Raw genomic sequence first — 15,473 nt, 5'->3', positions numbered from 1 at the left:
GACGTCTCGCGTCGCGTTTTGTAGTCGCGTTGGATTCCCTGATGCTGTCGTCAATGGAAATCGCGGCTGCGGAGGTCCAGGTGGCTTACATGCTGACTAAGATCATCAATGCGACCTGCGACGACATGGATAATGCCCTCGCGGTTTTCCAAGACACCCTGCACTAACCAGGCGTTGGAGCAGCGCGCGACTTTGTAATGCCTGTTCCAAATCTCAGGTTTGACCACCAAGTTAATCGAGCCAAATTCATCTTCCAAAGTCACAAAGGTGATACCTTTGGCGGTGCTTGGCCGCTGACGCAATAGCACCACACCAGCGACGCGCACAAATCGACCATCGACTGCCGATCGCAAATCACGAGATGCGGTGACGCGTAGCCGATCCAGTTGTGGTCGAACAAACGACACCGGGTGTGCTCTCAATGAAAACCCGGTCGTTTCATAATCTGCGTAGACCTCTTGCAGGTCGCTCAACGACCCTAGCCCATCCGGCAGCGGATCGTCTTCATCTGCCCCCATGGCCTCCAATAAACCATGGCTGGCGGAGCTGCGCTCCTGGGCCAAGGCCTGCCAATATGCTGCGCGGCGTTGGCCTGCAATCGACTGCAGCGCTCCGGCATCAGCTAAGCGTGTGACCATCGACTGCGATAGCTTTGTCCGTCGCGCTAAATCACGGACATCCATAAACGGGCCATGCTGATGGCGATCTGCTACGATGGTCAGGCCAATCTCGCTGGGTAAGCCGCGAATCAAGTGCAACCCAATTCGGATCTGTAGATTGGCAGCGGATGCATTCTCAATCGGTTCCAGTGTGGACAGCCATTGGCTGGCATTGATGTCTGCTGGCGCGACACGAACGCCGTGCGACTGAGCGTCCTGCAATAGCTGGGCGGGAGCGTAGAAGCCCATGGGCTGGCTGTTGAGTAGTCCTACGCAGAAGGCGGCCGGATGGTAGTGCTTGAGCCAACTGGACACATAGACCAGCAATGCAAAGCTGGCTGCGTGGGACTCCGGAAAGCCATACTCGCCGAAGCCTCGAATCTGCGTGAAGACGCGCTCGGCAAATTCGGCTGTCAAACCGCGGGCCAGCATGCCATCGATCAGCTTTTTGTGGAATTGGTCAATCAGCCCGGGACGTCGCCAGGCCGCCATCGCACGGCGCAGCAAATCGGCTTCTCCAGGCGTAAAGCCGGCGGCCACGACAGCCAAACGCATGGCTTGCTCTTGAAAGATGGGCACGCCCATCGTCTTTGCCAGCACCTGCTGAATTTCGGCGGTTGGATAGTCAGGCTGCAGGCCACTACGGCGAGCTTTCAGATAAGGATGGACCATCTGACCTTGAATTGGACCCGGGCGCACGATGGCAACTTCGATAACCAAATCGTAAAAGCAGCGTGGTCGTAAGCGTGGTAACATGCTCATCTGCGCGCGACTTTCGATCTGAAAAACTCCGATCGTGTCGGCCTGGCAAATCATGTCGTAGACAGCCGGGTCTTCGGTGGGTACTGAGGCTAGAGTCAAAAGTCGCCCAGAATGCTGGTGGATCAGATCGAAGCATCGGTGAATTGCGCTCAGCATGCCCAGCGCCAGGCAATCGACTTTCAGTATTCCCAACTCATCCAAGTCGTCCTTATTCCACTGAATGACGGTGCGACCATCCATGGTGGCATTTTCGAGTGGGCATAGTTCGCACAGCCAGCCCTGTGTCATAACCATGCCACCTACGTGCTGCGATAAATGGCGTGGAAAGCCAATTAAGCTTTCGACGAGGTACAAGAAGCGTCGTCCTATGTCGGATTGCGGCTTCAAGCCACTTTCGGCGACTCGGTCGGCCAGCGAACCCTCGGTCAATCGCGAATCAACCAGCTGGCACAGTTGAGCGATGCGATCCAGGGAGATTCCTAGGGCTCGTCCGCAATCGCGGATGGCCGAACGAGTGCGGTAGGTGATGACCGTGGCGGTCATCCCCGCGCGGTGCCGACCGTATTTGGTATACAAATACTGCAAGACCTCTTCACGCCGCTGATGTTCAAAGTCCACATCGATGTCTGGTGCTTCGTTGCGCTCCTGGCTGATAAAGCGTTCAAACAACAAGTCCAGTTGGTTTGGATCCACACTGGTGATGCCCAGGCAGTAGCAAACTACGCTGTTGGCGGCAGACCCGCGGCCCTGGCACAAAATGCCTCGACCGCGTGCGAATTGCACGATATCCCAGACGGTCAGAAAATAAGCTTCATACCGCAATTGTTCTATCAGCCGCAGTTCATGATCCAACAGCTTGTGTACTTTGGGGGGGACGCCAGCAGGGTAGCGCTGCGCTGCCCCCTGCCAAGTCAGTTGCTTGAGATAGGCCAGAGGAGTCTGCCCAGCGGGCGCTAGCTCGGTGGGATATTCATAGCGCAGGTCGTCTAGTGTGAATTGCACCCGAGAAGCAATTTCTAGTGTTCGCTCGATAGCCTCGGGACAGTGGGCGAACAATTGGCTGATCGTCTGGCGCTCGCGCAGATGAAACTGGGAATTGGGCAGACGTTGGCTGGCGATCTGATCGATAGTGGTGCGGTGCCGTATGGCCAGCAAGCAGTCGTATAGTAGCGCGCGTTCCGCCGAGTGATAATACACGTCACCGGCGGCTACCAGGGGTACGGACGAGGATTGGCTGAGTCGCATCAGACGCCGGAGTTTCTCTTGATCGTCAACGCCATAATGCAGTTCGGCTAGCAAGTAGCCTCGATCGCCAAACACTTGGCGGAATAATTTCAGCCAGTCCAACCAGCTCTGATCGTCATGCGGATCGAAACTGGCCGCCGGCACTTCCCCGTACCTACTCTGCTCGTGCTTTTTTTTCCTGTAGCTACGCTCGCCAGAGCGTAGAGAATTCAAAGGCACCTCGTCATCCTCTAACCAATCCACTTTTGTCCAGTCGGCGTCCTGAATTTCCCAAGGCGGTGGACGGTCCTTTTTTTCCAATTGCGGATTATTCGGCAGGTTGGGTAGATCCATGGGCTGGCGCAACATCAGTCCGGCCAGCCAGCCCTCAGACAATTCCGCGACATCGCGCCAGTTCAACAGACACTGGCCTTTGGGAGCGGTTAGTCTGCCGCGAGTCAGCAAGCGACATAGTCGACCATAGGCAGCGCGGTCTTGCGGCCAGACCACCAGTGGCGGGCCATCGACCGGATGCAATTCGACGCCCACCACCAGCCGCAGGCCATAGTCTTTGGCTGCGGTGTGAGCCCGCACGATCCCGGCCAGAGAATTGCGATCCGTGATCGCTAGAGCTTGATAGCCCAATTGGGACGCTTGCTGAAACAGCTCGTCGGCGTGTGAAGCGCCTTCCAGAAACGAGAAATTCGATCGGCAGTGCAATTCGACATATTGGAGGTGGCTCATCTCAGCCCCGGCAACGGCTCCAGCTGTGGCTCCAAAACACCCCGAGCGCGGCGCCACATCAACACACCTTCCAGGAACATCCACATCTGCAAGGCCAGGATGCTGCTGCCAAAGGCGATCAAAATCCAGTTGCGTTGAGGTATCCAATCGTAAACCAGCGAATAGGTCATGGCCCAACCAGGAATCAACATCATGAGCAGGGCGGGAATGGCCAGCAATGCAATTTGCTTGTTGCGTCGCCACAGGTAAAACGTTCCCACCATCAGCGCTAGTCCGGCCAGCAGTTGGTTGGTGGCGCCGAACAGCGGCCATAAAATGCTGCCACCGCTGCCTGGTTTGTCGCCAGCAAAAATGGCGATTGCCCCGGCAACGCCCACCGCCGCCGCAGTGGCTACATGTTTGTTGTGGGTCGGCAGACCCAGGCTGCCACCCAATTCTTGAATTACGTAGCGTTGCAATCGAGTCGCAGTATCCAAGGTCGTTGCTGCAAAGCCTGCCACCAAAACCGCCATGATGCCAATGCACAGTTCAATGGGTAAGCCGACGGTGGCCATCAAATTCGCGCTGCCTTCGACAAAAGCCCGCAGTACGACGGGTAGCGAACCAGTAGCTTTCCAGCCTGTGCCTTCGGCCGATACACGATAATACTGATCCCAAGCCGCCCGACCCGTAATTGGCTGACCTGCCGCATCCGTGACGCGCACATAGCCAGTCGGTGAGCCGATGCCCAGCAGCGAGCCTGACTGCGCGCCGCTGTCTGACTTGGCGGAGGAGACAACGGATGCGGCTGCAATTGCCGCATTCCCAGCTTCCGCCGACTGAGTTGACGACTGGGTAACCGCAGGTGACTGCCGCTGCAAAACGCCCATGCCGATTCCGGCGGTGCATGCCAGCACAACGACCACCGCCAGCGCCGATTCAAACAGCATCGCACCGTATCCAACTAACTGTGCATCGCGTTCGTTACCGATTTGCTTACTACTGGTGCCCGAACTGACTAAGCAATGAAAGCCACTGCACGCCCCACAGGCAATAGTGATAAACAAAAACGGAAGCATCGGCGGTGCGTCTACGGGAACTGAATCAGAAACGGCATCAGCCGAAGCGAATAGATCACACTGGCCGGAGACGCTGGCGATCAATAAACCCGCCAACAGGACCGCCAGGCCCACAAACAGTTGATGGCTGTTGACTAGGTCGCGGGGCTGCAACAATAACCATACGGGCAACGTCGATGCAAAATAGCAGTACACCAGCAAGCAGATAGTCCAAATGACGACCGGGTTCAGATAGCCATCGGGTTGACCGGTTGTAATTTGGATTGGCAAGTGGTAGACGCCCAGGTATACCGCGAAATATAAGAGCGATAACGAAACAAGGCCAGGGATAAGCATGGACACTCCCCAACGATGCGTCACCAAGCCAACGCACATCGCCAACGGCATCGCCAGCCACACCGATAGGACGCTCTGGGGATATAGGCTAAAAATCTGAGCGATCACTAGACCGAAAATGGCCAGCACGATCCAAAGTGCCAGTGCCAAGATGGACAAAAAAAGAATGCGTGCGCGCTTGGAGATCATGCGTCCGGCAATTTCGCCGATGGTGTATCCCCGATTGCGCAGCGAAATGACTAGCGCCGACAGATCGTGAACTCCGCCAATCAGGATACCGCCCAGCAGTATCCAGGCTAATGCAGGCAGCCACCCCCAGAACACGGCCAATGCTGGCCCCACAATCGGTCCCGTACCCGCGATGCTGGTAAAATGATGTCCAAACACGACGCTCTTGGGTGAGGGCACATAGTCCTGATCATCTTGAAGAGCTCGACTGGGGACCTGCGCCGTGCTGGATAGTTCAAACAGACTTCGACTGAGCCACCGACCGTATGTCCAATATGCTGCCAGCAATAGCCCCAACGATCCAAAGCATACGACCAGTGTACTCATTGCGAATTCTATTCAAGCTGTGGGCGAAGATTATATTTTCATTCAAAGGAACAATTGGGCCGCTGGCTGGTCGTGGCAATCATCCAAGCCCGGAGCAAATTCATTCTTGCCTCGCTGCCTGCGCCGTTGTCTGCGAAGGCTGCGCGTCGGGACAGGTATGACGATTGGAGCAGGTCGAGCAACCGGTACCATCACCGATGCCACCACAACTGCCTTGAATCGGCTTGCGGCCCAAGATTACCCCAATTGACATGGCAGCCATCACAATCAACAGTGTGATCATGACGACAGCGAAAACAGTCAGAAATGTCATGGCTGGCTAGCCTCCGCTTTTACTTCCGACAACTCAGAGTTCAATTCCGGCAACAAGGTGCGGAACTGCCCGGAGACGATCGATTCCAGGCGGTCATTGACCCGCACAACCAACAGGGCGGACCACTGATGCCGATCGATCAATTGTAATGCTTTCTTCAGCCCCGCCGACATCAAAGTGGTAGCGATCGCATCCGCCGAGGCGCAGTCGGCAGCCAAAACGGAAGCGGATGCAATTGAACTGGCGACCGGCCGGCCGGAGTGAGGGTCGATAAAGTGTGTGAAGGCCTGCCCGTCAAACGTGTGGAAATTTCGATAATCGCCACTTGTGGCCAACGCCATGTTGTCCAAGCTAATAATTTGATCGATTTCGCGTCGCTGCGGATCCGGGCGTTCAATTCCTACTTGCCAGGCTAGACCATCATGGCGGACACCTTTAGCGATAACCTCGCCGCCCACCTCGACAAAATAATTCTCCAGTCCCAATTCCTCCAGCACGCCCGCCACCCGATCCACACCATGTCCCTTAGCAATTGCCGACAGATCGACTCGCAGTCCCGAGACCGTCTTTCGCAGGCCAGGAGGATCGGTACGCACCTCCAGTTTGTCTGAGCCCACGCTGGCCAACAGTGCTTCGATCTGCGGATCGGTGGGCCGCTTGTGGGGGGGCGATTTTGCTCCGAAGCCCCACAATTCAACCAGCGGGCCGACTGTCACATCAAATGCGCCATCCGAATCGCTATAAAACTGTAGGGCCAGTGCCACCACCTGCGCCGTGTGAGCGGAAACAGGAAACCAGTCATCTGCTGAGTATTCATTAAAACGCATCAGCTCCGAATCCTGGCGATAGGTCGACATCTGTGCGTTGACCGACTCCAATTCCAAATGAACCCGCTCGCTAATCTTCAACATCGAAGCGGTATCTGCCACCGGGACATACTTGACGGTGAAACTGGTGCCCATTGTCCGTCCGGATATCGTTTCTTGAAGCCGAGCGGGCGGTCGTCCATAGCAGCCAACCAGCAATGCAAGACTGCTTAGCAGAACCCAAGTCCATTGACGACGCTCAAGGGTACATTTCATGTTCTATTCCTGAATCGAATTATTGTAAACACTGACGCCTGTGCACCCTACGCGCGGCGCGCACAGTCATCGAATTCCCTGACCGGCAACTTGCGCGGAACGCTCGCCAACAGCCTCGCGTTGACCGCTCGTGTCGCCCATTGCGCACTTGAGCGCATGTTGCATGATGTCGCGATGATAGGTCAAAGCTACGTGTCCTTGGCCACGCAACAACCGGCAGTCAGCACCAACTAATACGGATGTGGAGGCCGGAAAGACGATGTTGTCGGTGTTGGAATACCAGTTCACGAACTTGCCGTATGTCCGCTCTGGCCGTTGGACTCGTTCACGCTGAGCCAAATTGACTAACCAATCACTGGCTAGACGCATCTCTTGGCCATTGCGTGCCTTGGCGCCTTCGGCGACCAAGGTACCGTGGTGTGGGCTGCCGATGGTAATGACTTTTTCAACTCGATCGACTGCCGAATCCTCCGATGCCAACCAAGCTCGAGCGGCCAAGCCTCCCATGCTGTGGCAAACCAAGAGCGGCTGGCGCCCGCCCAATTTCTCGGCGCGACCAACTGCCTCTTCGACCAGCGAGACATACTTATCAATCGAACCAAACAGCGGTTCCAGATTCACCGATACATAAGGCACCGCATTGTCGCGCAAGAACCGCATCCATGGTCTCCACAATCCTCGATTGCACACGAAACCATGAATGAACACGACGCACGCATGTTCGGAACGTTCAGTTTGCGAAGAATCGGGTAGCTGTCGCCATCCGAACGGCTGCCACCAGCCGAAGACTTTCAGCATCGTCCACGATTCGATCCACCAGGCGAAAAGCAGTTCGGTTAATGACGCACGGGGTGCCGGATCGCGGCGATTAGCGATTGCCATTCTCGCAAAGCCAGGCAGCATAAATAGCCACGTTGAAGAACCCGCCAACAACAAGATCAGCCATGTCCATGGCGGACCGCTCCAGTAGCATACAGCGCCAATGACGAGTAACTGGGCCAGCACCAACCCCAGCACCAAGCGGCGCACCATGCCAGCTAACCTTGATCGAGTTGCAGGTATCCTCGACTGGGTGTTGTTGTCATTCATGGCGGGCTCCCGGTAACTGCCTGTTCCTGTTTGTAACCGTTGCTGGATATCGTAACCACTGGCGCTGGCGGGGGAGCCGCGCGGGACCAAGCTAGATAATCATGAACGAACTTTGTTAGTCGCAAAGAATCACTGAGCATTCCTTAGTTTGCAATGGCCCCGCTTGTCCCACACTATGAACTACGAAATGCTTGAACGATTGCTCCTTAATTGGCGTTTGATTCCGTGGCGGACGACAGCACGCTATCGCCGGTTAGACTCTGGCGCTGCGCCGACAGCCAATCACTATACGTTCCGGCGGCGATGTGCTGTCGCGCCTGAGCCATCAGTTGCTGGTAGAACGTCAAATTGTGGTGGGTCAGTAGGATTGGCCCCAACATTTCGTTGGCGATAAACAGGTGCCTGAGATAGGCGCGGCTGTGTCGACAGGCCAGGCAGGGGCAAGCCTCGTCCAACGGCCGAGCATCTTCTGCGTACCGCGCGTTGCGCAGGCGTATAGGGCCCTTCCAGGTGAAGGCCATGGCATTGCGGCCATTGCGCGTCGGCATCACACAATCAAACATATCGATACCCCGTGCTATGCCCTCTAGGATATCGATTGGCCGACCGACTCCCATCAGATAGCGAGGCTTATCTGCTGGCAAGTGCGGCGTGGTACACTCGATGGCCTGATACATTTCATCGGGAGTCTCGCCGACGCTAAGTCCGCCCACCGCGTAGCCGTCAAACGGAAGCTCAGTCAATTCTGTGGCGCTCTGGCGACGCAGTTCGGGATCTAGGCCCCCTTGCACTATTGCGAATTTGGCTTGCTGGGGATGGCGAGCTGCTTCCAGGCAGCGCGCGGCCCAGCGCGTCGAGCGTTGCATAGCCTGAAAGACTTTTTCAGGCGACGAGGGGAGCGCAACCACATGGTCCAAAACCATGGCTATATCGCTGCCAAGCTGTTCCTGAATCTCAATCGACCGTTCGGGAGTCAGCTCCAAGAGACTGCCGTCGATGTGTGAACGAAAGCTGGCTCCTTGTTCCGTAATCTTGGAGCGCGCGGCTAAGCTGAATATCTGAAAACCGCCACTGTCGGTAAGAATCGGGCCATCCCAACCCATGAAGCGATGAAGCCCGCCGAGCTGGCCAATGCGCTGGCTGCCTGGCCGCAGAGCCAAATGATAGGTGTTGCCCAGAATCATCTGTGCGCCGGTCGAGCGTACTTGATCGATGGTCATGCCCTTGACGGTCCCCACGGTACCTACGGGCATGAAGGCCGGTGTATCAACCGTGCCTCGCAACGTCGCTAGCCGCCCCAACCGCTGGGCACACGGCTGGGAGGCGGTTAGCAACGAAAATTGAAAACCGTCAGTCATAGGCGACTCAATCAGTCGCCGCGCAGTTTAAGACTGTAACGAGTCAGCTTTTCGCGAACTTCATTGAGGCTGGTCACGCCAAAGTTCTTCGACTCCAACAAGTCATCGCCAGTCTTGCGAATCAGTTCACCGATGGTGTTGATTCCCAATCGAACCATGCACTTGCGAGCGCGGACGGACAGATTCAAATCGCTGATCGGGCGTTCCAAGACCGCTTGTTGATCCGGTGTCATGCCCGACAGATCCAGTGGCGGATCTGGCTCTCGGGCCTGATCGGCTAACTGTCCCAGATACAGCCCCTTGGTGGCCAGCATTTCGCGAATTTCGACCAAGCTGGTTTCCCCGAAATTCTTGCTGGCCAACAACTGCTGCTCGCTGATGCGAACCAAATCCCCCAACGTCTGAATGCCCATCTTGCTCAGACAATTGCGACTGCGAACAGACAGCTCGAAATCGTTCACCGATAGGCTCAGCAACAGCGTCATACGTTCGGTCTGGCGGGCTGCATCTTCGTCGAAATAGATATTGCCGCTGGCAGCAGCGTCTTTCATGTAGAGCCGAGCCCTTTGATGGCCGGGGTAGACATCCAAGATACGCTTGTAGCAGGATTGCGCCTTACCAAACTCGTTGCGATCCTCGTACAACACACCCAGGTTTATGAGAGTTCCGATATGAGCCGGGTAGTTGGACGCTGCACGTTCATAGAGTCGAAAGGCCTCAACCTCATTTCCACGTCGATCGTGCTCCAGTGCCAATCCGAACAGTGCGCCGGGATGTTGATCGTCGTGCTGCAAAGCGCGGTTATACAAGCGAATTACTTCGTCCGAATTACTGTCCAGTGCGGAAACCGTTGCCGCCCGCTGATAATTGTACTCGGCGGTCTGCTCGGCTGGTCCGAAGATGTTATCCAGAATGTCCATCGCCTCGCGCAGTTTGCCCTGATAGCGTTTGATCTCTGCGATCGCGATGTTGCACACATCGGCATCGTAGCCTGCTGTTTTCGCGGTCTCAAAATGGGCAATGGCCGATTCAGCGTCGTCCAGCTGAAAGAGTGTCTTGGCAAGGTAGAACTGAGACAGTGCACCACCATCCGCGTGCATCAATGTCTGTTTGGCCTCGTCGAACCGACCCAGTAGGTACTCGCAGACTCCCAAGCGCACAGATTGCGCCGGGCTGCGATCAGTCGTTTGAGCCAATTCTGCGATGGCGTCGCGCAGCACGCTTAACTGGCTATAATCTTCCGACAGCGTCTTACATAACTGCCGAATCTCCTGCGGACCAAAGGCGTGATTGGCAACCACAACCTCATGAACGTCAAATGCCGAAGCGCTAGACATCCTGAATTGACTCCTCGTTTTTTCAACTCATATAACTAAACCAGAGCCAGCGATGGGAGTCGAACCCATAACCCCCGCATTACGAATGCGGTGCTCTGCCAATTGAAGCTACGCTGGCTTCGTTTTTTCCGTTTCTCCTAACGGCATAGCTGGCCCGTGTTTCAAGATCGTAGCGGACTGGCGCCGCGCCGCGCTTACAAAACACAGTCGCCACGTTCAACCCAATGGGTGGGAACTAAGGCGAACCTAGCCCTCTTTCGCCCAACCAGCTACATCCACATACCATTTGGGAGGGGAGTGCCAGAGGGGTTACACAGCGGAATTAAGCCCGCTAGTTTACTGAATGATGGCACCCTCGTCTAGGCAACCTAGCAGGGGGGATTTGTTGCGGCCGCCAAACGGCTTTCAGCCTCTAGACCGCCTCACCAGATTGACAAAACTCCATCCTGACAGGTACCAGCCGGTGCCAAATGTGCTGCACCAGCGACAGTTAGCCAAAAAAGCTTGTGGAGTTTCACTGAGGCTGTGAATACTCAGTTTAGCCGCACAATCCCTGGAAATCTCTTGTTTTGTCAACAGACAGATGCCTGCCGACGAGATATTGCGGCTGATCGCTGCGATGGTCAGCTGGCTATCCTCGACCAGGATCGATACCGGCCTCACCAGTACCTGCCGATGGCAGGACCGACGTTCCGTTAAATCGTAATGGTAGTCTTCAATGACAAGCTGTTTAACAGCCAACTCCACATCGCAATTGGTCGACGCAAACGAATCGCGCAGCATTTCGCTGCCTCCAAGTGAAGCCAGTATTTGGGCGGGGCGTTGGTCACGCGCCTGCCAACCCTAAGCAGGAGCACCCTGACGGGAACGCAAAGTTTCCAATTGAAACCCTAGTGCGCCCTTGTCAACCGCGCACCTCCTCTGAGACTATTTTTGGCTGATAGCCTGTCGGACAGTGTCGGCTGTAACGAATCCCCGATCTAACATAGCCTGGCTAGGGATTGGACAGAAATTGGCCACAATCATCGGTGCGACCTCGGGCGGGGCCAGAATTCCCCATATAACAACGATACTCACGGCCAACGACAGCCACCTTCACCGCTTCCGTGGCCTGCATGTCGACACACAATTCCTTGCGTTCGAAATCATGACCATCAATCTAGACGAATTTGAACTGCTGGCCCGCACTCGAAAGACGACTAAAGTTTTAGCCGAGGCAGGTTTTGAAGCGCTACAATTCGAGCAGCAGATCCAGCAGTTGTTGCAGTGTGCTGGCCAGGCCCCATTTCACAAAGCCTGTGCGATGCAGCATCGCACGGCGGCGCTCGACGGCATTGAGCCCTGGCGATTTCACATCCTGCCGGCAGTCCAGTGCAGACATCTGGCCGCGCAGATGCGGGATGTAGAAGCCGCTGGTAAAATCCCGGCCATGCTACTGAGTGCACATGCGCTGCTGGTTGCTACCTGGTTGCCTAATCCGACCTGTGGAATTAATGACAGCACCAGCGACAACGAATCGTTCGAGGCGACTGTTGAGAACGTCGAACACATCGCTGCGGCTGCTGCGGCTGTGCAGTCATTGTTGCTTGCCGCTACAGCCGCAGGGCTGGATAACTATTGGTCTTCCGGAGGCGTATTACGATTGTCCACTTGGCGCCGAGCGATTGGCGTCGCGGACAGCGAACGAGTCTTAGGAGCAATCTTCTTGTTCCCATCGCAGTTGCCAGTTCATCCAGCGGCTCAAGTGGTCGGCAGCAAACAACGCGAGCGACGTTCGCCGCCCACGGCCTGGTCGCGGTGGGTCAGTTTCGCAGATGGCGATCAAACCAGTTAGCAAACTGGCGGATGTCCCAAGCCATGCTGGGCCAACCGTGGGCTCCACCAGCATGAACGACCACCTGGACGTCATGATGCAACTCTTTGGCTCGATCGCGGAAGCGTAAGGACTGTTCCAGCGGAACCAGAGTATCCGCGTCGCCGTGATAGATCAGGATTGGCGGCAGGTTGTCGTCGATAAAGTAGATCGGCGAGCACTCGCGGCCAATCTCTTTCCAAACTTCCTTGTCCGCTTGAGCTTCGGGGCCAAACGATTTGACAAAACTCTTTGGCAACCAGCCGTCGCCTAAATTTTCAGTTGATGCTCCGAGATTCAACAAGTCAGTTACCGGATAGAAAATGGCTACCGCCTGGACTTGGCTGCTCATGCGCTCGATAGGGTCTGCGGCTTGACTGTCGCCGGGATCGCCGCGCGTTGCCAGCATCAAACTGAGATGTCCACCAGCGCTACCACCGGTAACGCCGATTTTTTGTGGATCTATGCCGTACTCATCGGCATGCAACCGAATGAAACGCACGCCGCGCTCCATGTCCTGAATGATTTCCTGCACGGTGGCATCTGGCTGCGAGACATGGCAGATGGCAAATACCGTGTAGCCGCGTCGCAGAACCGGTGCTAATATCCAAGCTGGAAACTCACCTGGCTGGCTGGACTTCCAGCCACCGCTGACCAGCATCGCTATGGCTAATCCATTGGGGTTGCTAGGCCGAATGATATCCATCGTCAGCGGACGATCGCCGCGTCGCCCATATTCCACCCCATCGGTGCGCTCGAATTGTGGATGGTAGTACCACCATACTGAGCCAGTACCGACGCCCACCAATGTCAGCATTACGAGTACAAACCAGCCTAGCCGTTTCGACCAGCGTTTCAGGCCACTTGAGAATGCCACATCAACTCTCCATTCGGTATTCGTCGCCGTCAGGTTGACTGGTCCTGAATCGGCTGAGCCAGTTTAACAGATGGTGTAAAGCATACACCGCCAATCCCAAACCCAATGGTGCGATGTACAGAAACATCACAAACACGATCTGTGCTTTCCGCGACGATTCTGCATCCGTCGTCACCTCGGTGAGTCCCCAGAAGGCTCGTAGGTCGTTCGAGAATGCAGGAACGCGCATCGCCAGCCCCAGCAGCATCGCCACGCCGCTAGCCACGACCATCAGCAACAGCAGCATCAACATCGAGAAACTTAGTCGCACCGGCTGTCGTTCTTGAAACGGCGATTCGGCAATGGTCGGTGAACGCTGTGTGTCCTTCAAGGGTCCGATGCTCCATATCCGTCTACGCGGCTTTTCGGGTGAGCGTGTTAACAAGCTGGCGGCAGAATTCTCAAAGTGCAGAAAGCAACGCAACTGGCCGGGCTGCAAACCATTCGGCCCCCGCTAGCCCAACCCAGGCGCTATTTAAATGCGGACAGTTACCACAGATAGGTCGCCACGCTCAAGGGCGGCAACTCCGCAACCAGCCACTGACGCTCGAATTCTACCACAAAACGTTGCGGTTGCCGGCTGGAATTTCCTGCCACCATAACCAGTTGGCCATCGGGATTCTGCAGCACGACATTGCGGAAGCTCCGCAAGTCGGATTCGGAAGACTCAATGTAGACCGCTCCGCGTCGAATAAACTTCATGAACTGGCCCTGCATGTAATAATCAAAATTGTAGCGTACCTGACCGTCGTCCAGCAATTCAATACAAGTGGCGCTGGCCGAATGTGGTCCTCGATTGGGTCGGCGGTGTTCGTCCAGCATGACTACCCAAGCATTGTACGAACGTGCCCAATTCCGCAGAATGTCGATCAATTGCAGAGCGCCACGCGTCCTGAACACCGAGCCCTCGGTGAAATAGATCGACTTGTTCGGATAGCGCTGGTGCAATTGGCTCTGCGCCTGCACCCTGCCTTCGTAATGATGAAACGCCGTACCGTCTACATACTGAGCGGCCTGGGGGTCCTCTAGTACCGCCAGAGGAAACTCCAGCTGATTCCAGTTGTGATCCCAGCACCAAATGCGAGTAGTGATGCCATGCTGCTTGAAAAGTGGACCCAAATGATCGCGAATGAAATCTCGCTGCTGTTCGCCGGTCCAAAGCGTAGTGGGATAGTTCAGATCGGTATGTTGCGGTTCGTTCTGGACAGTTATGGCGTAGATGGGAACGCCTGCTTGCTGATAAGCTTCAATGAATTTCAAGAGATATTTGGCCCAAGTTGCGTAATACTCCGGCTTCAAACTGCCCGTGCCGAGTCGCCCTGAATCCTTCATCCACGCTGGCGGACTCCACGGCGACGCGAAAATCAGCAGGTTGGGATTCAACTGTATGGCGCGCTGGATGATGGGCAGCACGTAACGCCGGTCGGAGTCAATTGAGAAGTTTTCTAGCTCAGGATCGGTCTGGCCTTCTGGCACATCATTATAGGTGTAATAGGGTTCACCGATGAAGTCCGAGGCGCCAATGCAGACACGCATCAGGTTCATGCCAATACCGTATTCAGGATCAACCAGTCGTCGCAGCACGTCGTCTCGTGCGGATGTCGACAGTTTAGAGAGATTCTCGCAGGTCGCATGCTCCAGCGAGGCACCCAGCCCCAGGATTGACTGGCGGCGTTTGCTGGCGTCGACTTCCACAACTGGTGCATCACCCTGGGGTGGAGTCGTTTGCCATTTCAGCGATGGCATTTCTGTCAAACTGTGTGAGTTGTCCTGACTACTGAGGATAACTCGTACCTGACCGGCCAACCTTCCATTAGCAGACTGCGTCCCATCCAAGGCAGACGGCGATGGATTCTCAGTCTGTCCAGACGCAATTGCCGTACACCACCACAGTGAAAATCGAAATACCAACACCAGCCGCAACAGTTGCACCACATATCTCCGTTCACTGATTAACCAAAACGCTACCTTGTCGTACATTGTAGCCCACCTGCGGTGGATCGTCATCCGTGACCCATCGCGTTTCAATAAGCTTCGGCTCGATACGCGTGCCTGCTCGGGTTTATCAGGCTATGTCTAGGCAAAGCGCGTCAGTCTGTTGACTTAGGCACTGGCGAAAGAGAATCCTGATACGGGATGTTCGGTCTCCTATTCAGCAGCCAGCCAAGTGTGTAGCGGTTGAGGTGAA

At 55.7% G+C, this 15,473-nt stretch carries 12 protein-coding genes and 1 tRNA gene; 1 reads left to right on the top strand and 12 read right to left on the bottom strand.

Annotation, left to right across the window (positions count from 1 at the left end; genetic code table 11):
- Positions 1 to 50 precede the first annotated feature (50 nt).
- From KF752_10350 to KF752_10310, 9 genes are all read right to left on the bottom strand, one after another.
- Complete coding sequence (locus KF752_10350) at positions 51 to 3,389, bottom strand: error-prone DNA polymerase (protein ID MBX3421940.1); 3,339 nt, start codon at positions 3,387 to 3,389, stop codon at positions 51 to 53.
- The gene (locus KF752_10345; protein MBX3421939.1) at positions 3,386 to 5,338 is read right to left on the bottom strand and encodes a carbon starvation protein A; all 1,953 of its coding nucleotides are present in this window, start codon (positions 5,336 to 5,338) and stop codon (positions 3,386 to 3,388) included. The genes KF752_10350 and KF752_10345 overlap by 4 nt, the downstream gene beginning before the upstream one ends.
- A gap of 100 nt (positions 5,339 to 5,438) precedes the next feature.
- Positions 5,439 to 5,651: a (Na+)-NQR maturation NqrM gene (nqrM, locus tag KF752_10340; protein MBX3421938.1), complete on the bottom strand. Its 213-nt coding sequence runs from the start codon at positions 5,649 to 5,651 to the stop codon at positions 5,439 to 5,441.
- Positions 5,648 to 6,733, bottom strand: a complete 1,086-nt coding sequence (locus KF752_10335; GenBank protein ID MBX3421937.1) for an FAD:protein FMN transferase — start codon at positions 6,731 to 6,733, stop codon at positions 5,648 to 5,650. Before KF752_10335 ends, nqrM begins: the two co-directional genes overlap by 4 nt.
- A gap of 66 nt (positions 6,734 to 6,799) precedes the next feature.
- Entirely contained in the window at positions 6,800 to 7,822 is a 1,023-nt protein-coding gene (locus KF752_10330) for an alpha/beta fold hydrolase (GenBank protein ID MBX3421936.1), read from the bottom strand.
- A 206-nt stretch (positions 7,823 to 8,028) separates the two neighbouring features.
- The gene (tgt, locus tag KF752_10325; protein MBX3421935.1) at positions 8,029 to 9,180 is read right to left on the bottom strand and encodes a tRNA guanosine(34) transglycosylase Tgt; all 1,152 of its coding nucleotides are present in this window, start codon (positions 9,178 to 9,180) and stop codon (positions 8,029 to 8,031) included.
- 11 nt (positions 9,181 to 9,191) lie between these two features.
- Complete coding sequence (locus tag KF752_10320; GenBank protein ID MBX3421934.1) at positions 9,192 to 10,517, bottom strand: tetratricopeptide repeat protein; 1,326 nt, start codon at positions 10,515 to 10,517, stop codon at positions 9,192 to 9,194.
- A 44-nt stretch (positions 10,518 to 10,561) separates the two neighbouring features.
- A tRNA-Thr gene (locus KF752_10315) sits at positions 10,562 to 10,635 on the bottom strand.
- Between the two features lie 287 nt (positions 10,636 to 10,922).
- Positions 10,923 to 11,300, bottom strand: coding sequence for a PilZ domain-containing protein (locus KF752_10310; GenBank protein MBX3421933.1), 378 nt, complete (start codon positions 11,298 to 11,300; stop codon positions 10,923 to 10,925).
- Between the two features lie 229 nt (positions 11,301 to 11,529).
- On the opposite strand from KF752_10310, the gene KF752_10305 reads away from it, so the two are divergent.
- Positions 11,530 to 12,351: a nitroreductase family protein gene (locus tag KF752_10305; protein ID MBX3421932.1), complete on the top strand. Its 822-nt coding sequence runs from the start codon at positions 11,530 to 11,532 to the stop codon at positions 12,349 to 12,351.
- On the opposite strand, the gene KF752_10300 is transcribed toward KF752_10305, so the two are convergent.
- The 3 genes from KF752_10300 to KF752_10290 all read right to left on the bottom strand — a co-directional run bounded on the left by KF752_10300 (position 12,320) and on the right by KF752_10290 (position 15,265).
- A complete protein-coding gene (locus KF752_10300) occupies positions 12,320 to 13,246 on the bottom strand; it encodes an alpha/beta hydrolase (GenBank protein ID MBX3421931.1) in 927 nt (308 codons plus the stop codon). The genes KF752_10305 and KF752_10300 overlap by 32 nt on opposite strands.
- A 1-nt stretch (position 13,247) precedes the next feature.
- Positions 13,248 to 13,616 carry a hypothetical protein gene (locus KF752_10295; protein ID MBX3421930.1) on the bottom strand — a complete coding sequence of 123 codons (369 nt, stop codon included), beginning with the start codon at positions 13,614 to 13,616 and terminating at the stop codon, positions 13,248 to 13,250.
- Positions 13,617 to 13,774: 158 nt separating this feature from the next.
- A complete protein-coding gene (locus tag KF752_10290) occupies positions 13,775 to 15,265 on the bottom strand; it encodes a hypothetical protein (GenBank protein MBX3421929.1) in 1,491 nt (496 codons plus the stop codon).
- Positions 15,266 to 15,473: the final 208 nt, after the last annotated feature.

The sequence above is a fragment of the Pirellulaceae bacterium genome, from assembly GCA_019636385.1.
In the GTDB taxonomy this organism is placed as follows: Bacteria; Planctomycetota; Planctomycetia; order Pirellulales; family Pirellulaceae; genus Aureliella.
This window is presented reverse-complemented; position numbering and strand designations above follow the sequence as displayed.

Bases quoted from the DNA above. Each gene is read 5' to 3' on its own strand.
- KF752_10350 (MBX3421940.1), bottom strand. From the start codon at position 3,389: ATGAGCCACCTCCAATATGTCGAATTGCACTGCCGATCGAATTTCTCG.
- KF752_10345 (MBX3421939.1), bottom strand. From the start codon at position 5,338: ATGAGTACACTGGTCGTATGCTTTGGATCGTTGGGGCTATTGCTGGCA.
- nqrM (MBX3421938.1), bottom strand. From the start codon at position 5,651: ATGACATTTCTGACTGTTTTCGCTGTCGTCATGATCACACTGTTGATT.
- KF752_10335 (MBX3421937.1), bottom strand. From the start codon at position 6,733: ATGAAATGTACCCTTGAGCGTCGTCAATGGACTTGGGTTCTGCTAAGC.
- KF752_10330 (MBX3421936.1), bottom strand. From the start codon at position 7,822: ATGAATGACAACAACACCCAGTCGAGGATACCTGCAACTCGATCAAGG.
- tgt (MBX3421935.1), bottom strand. From the start codon at position 9,180: ATGACTGACGGTTTTCAATTTTCGTTGCTAACCGCCTCCCAGCCGTGT.
- KF752_10320 (MBX3421934.1), bottom strand. From the start codon at position 10,517: ATGTCTAGCGCTTCGGCATTTGACGTTCATGAGGTTGTGGTTGCCAAT.
- KF752_10310 (MBX3421933.1), bottom strand. From the start codon at position 11,300: ATGCTGCGCGATTCGTTTGCGTCGACCAATTGCGATGTGGAGTTGGCT.
- KF752_10290 (MBX3421929.1), bottom strand. From the start codon at position 15,265: ATGTACGACAAGGTAGCGTTTTGGTTAATCAGTGAACGGAGATATGTG.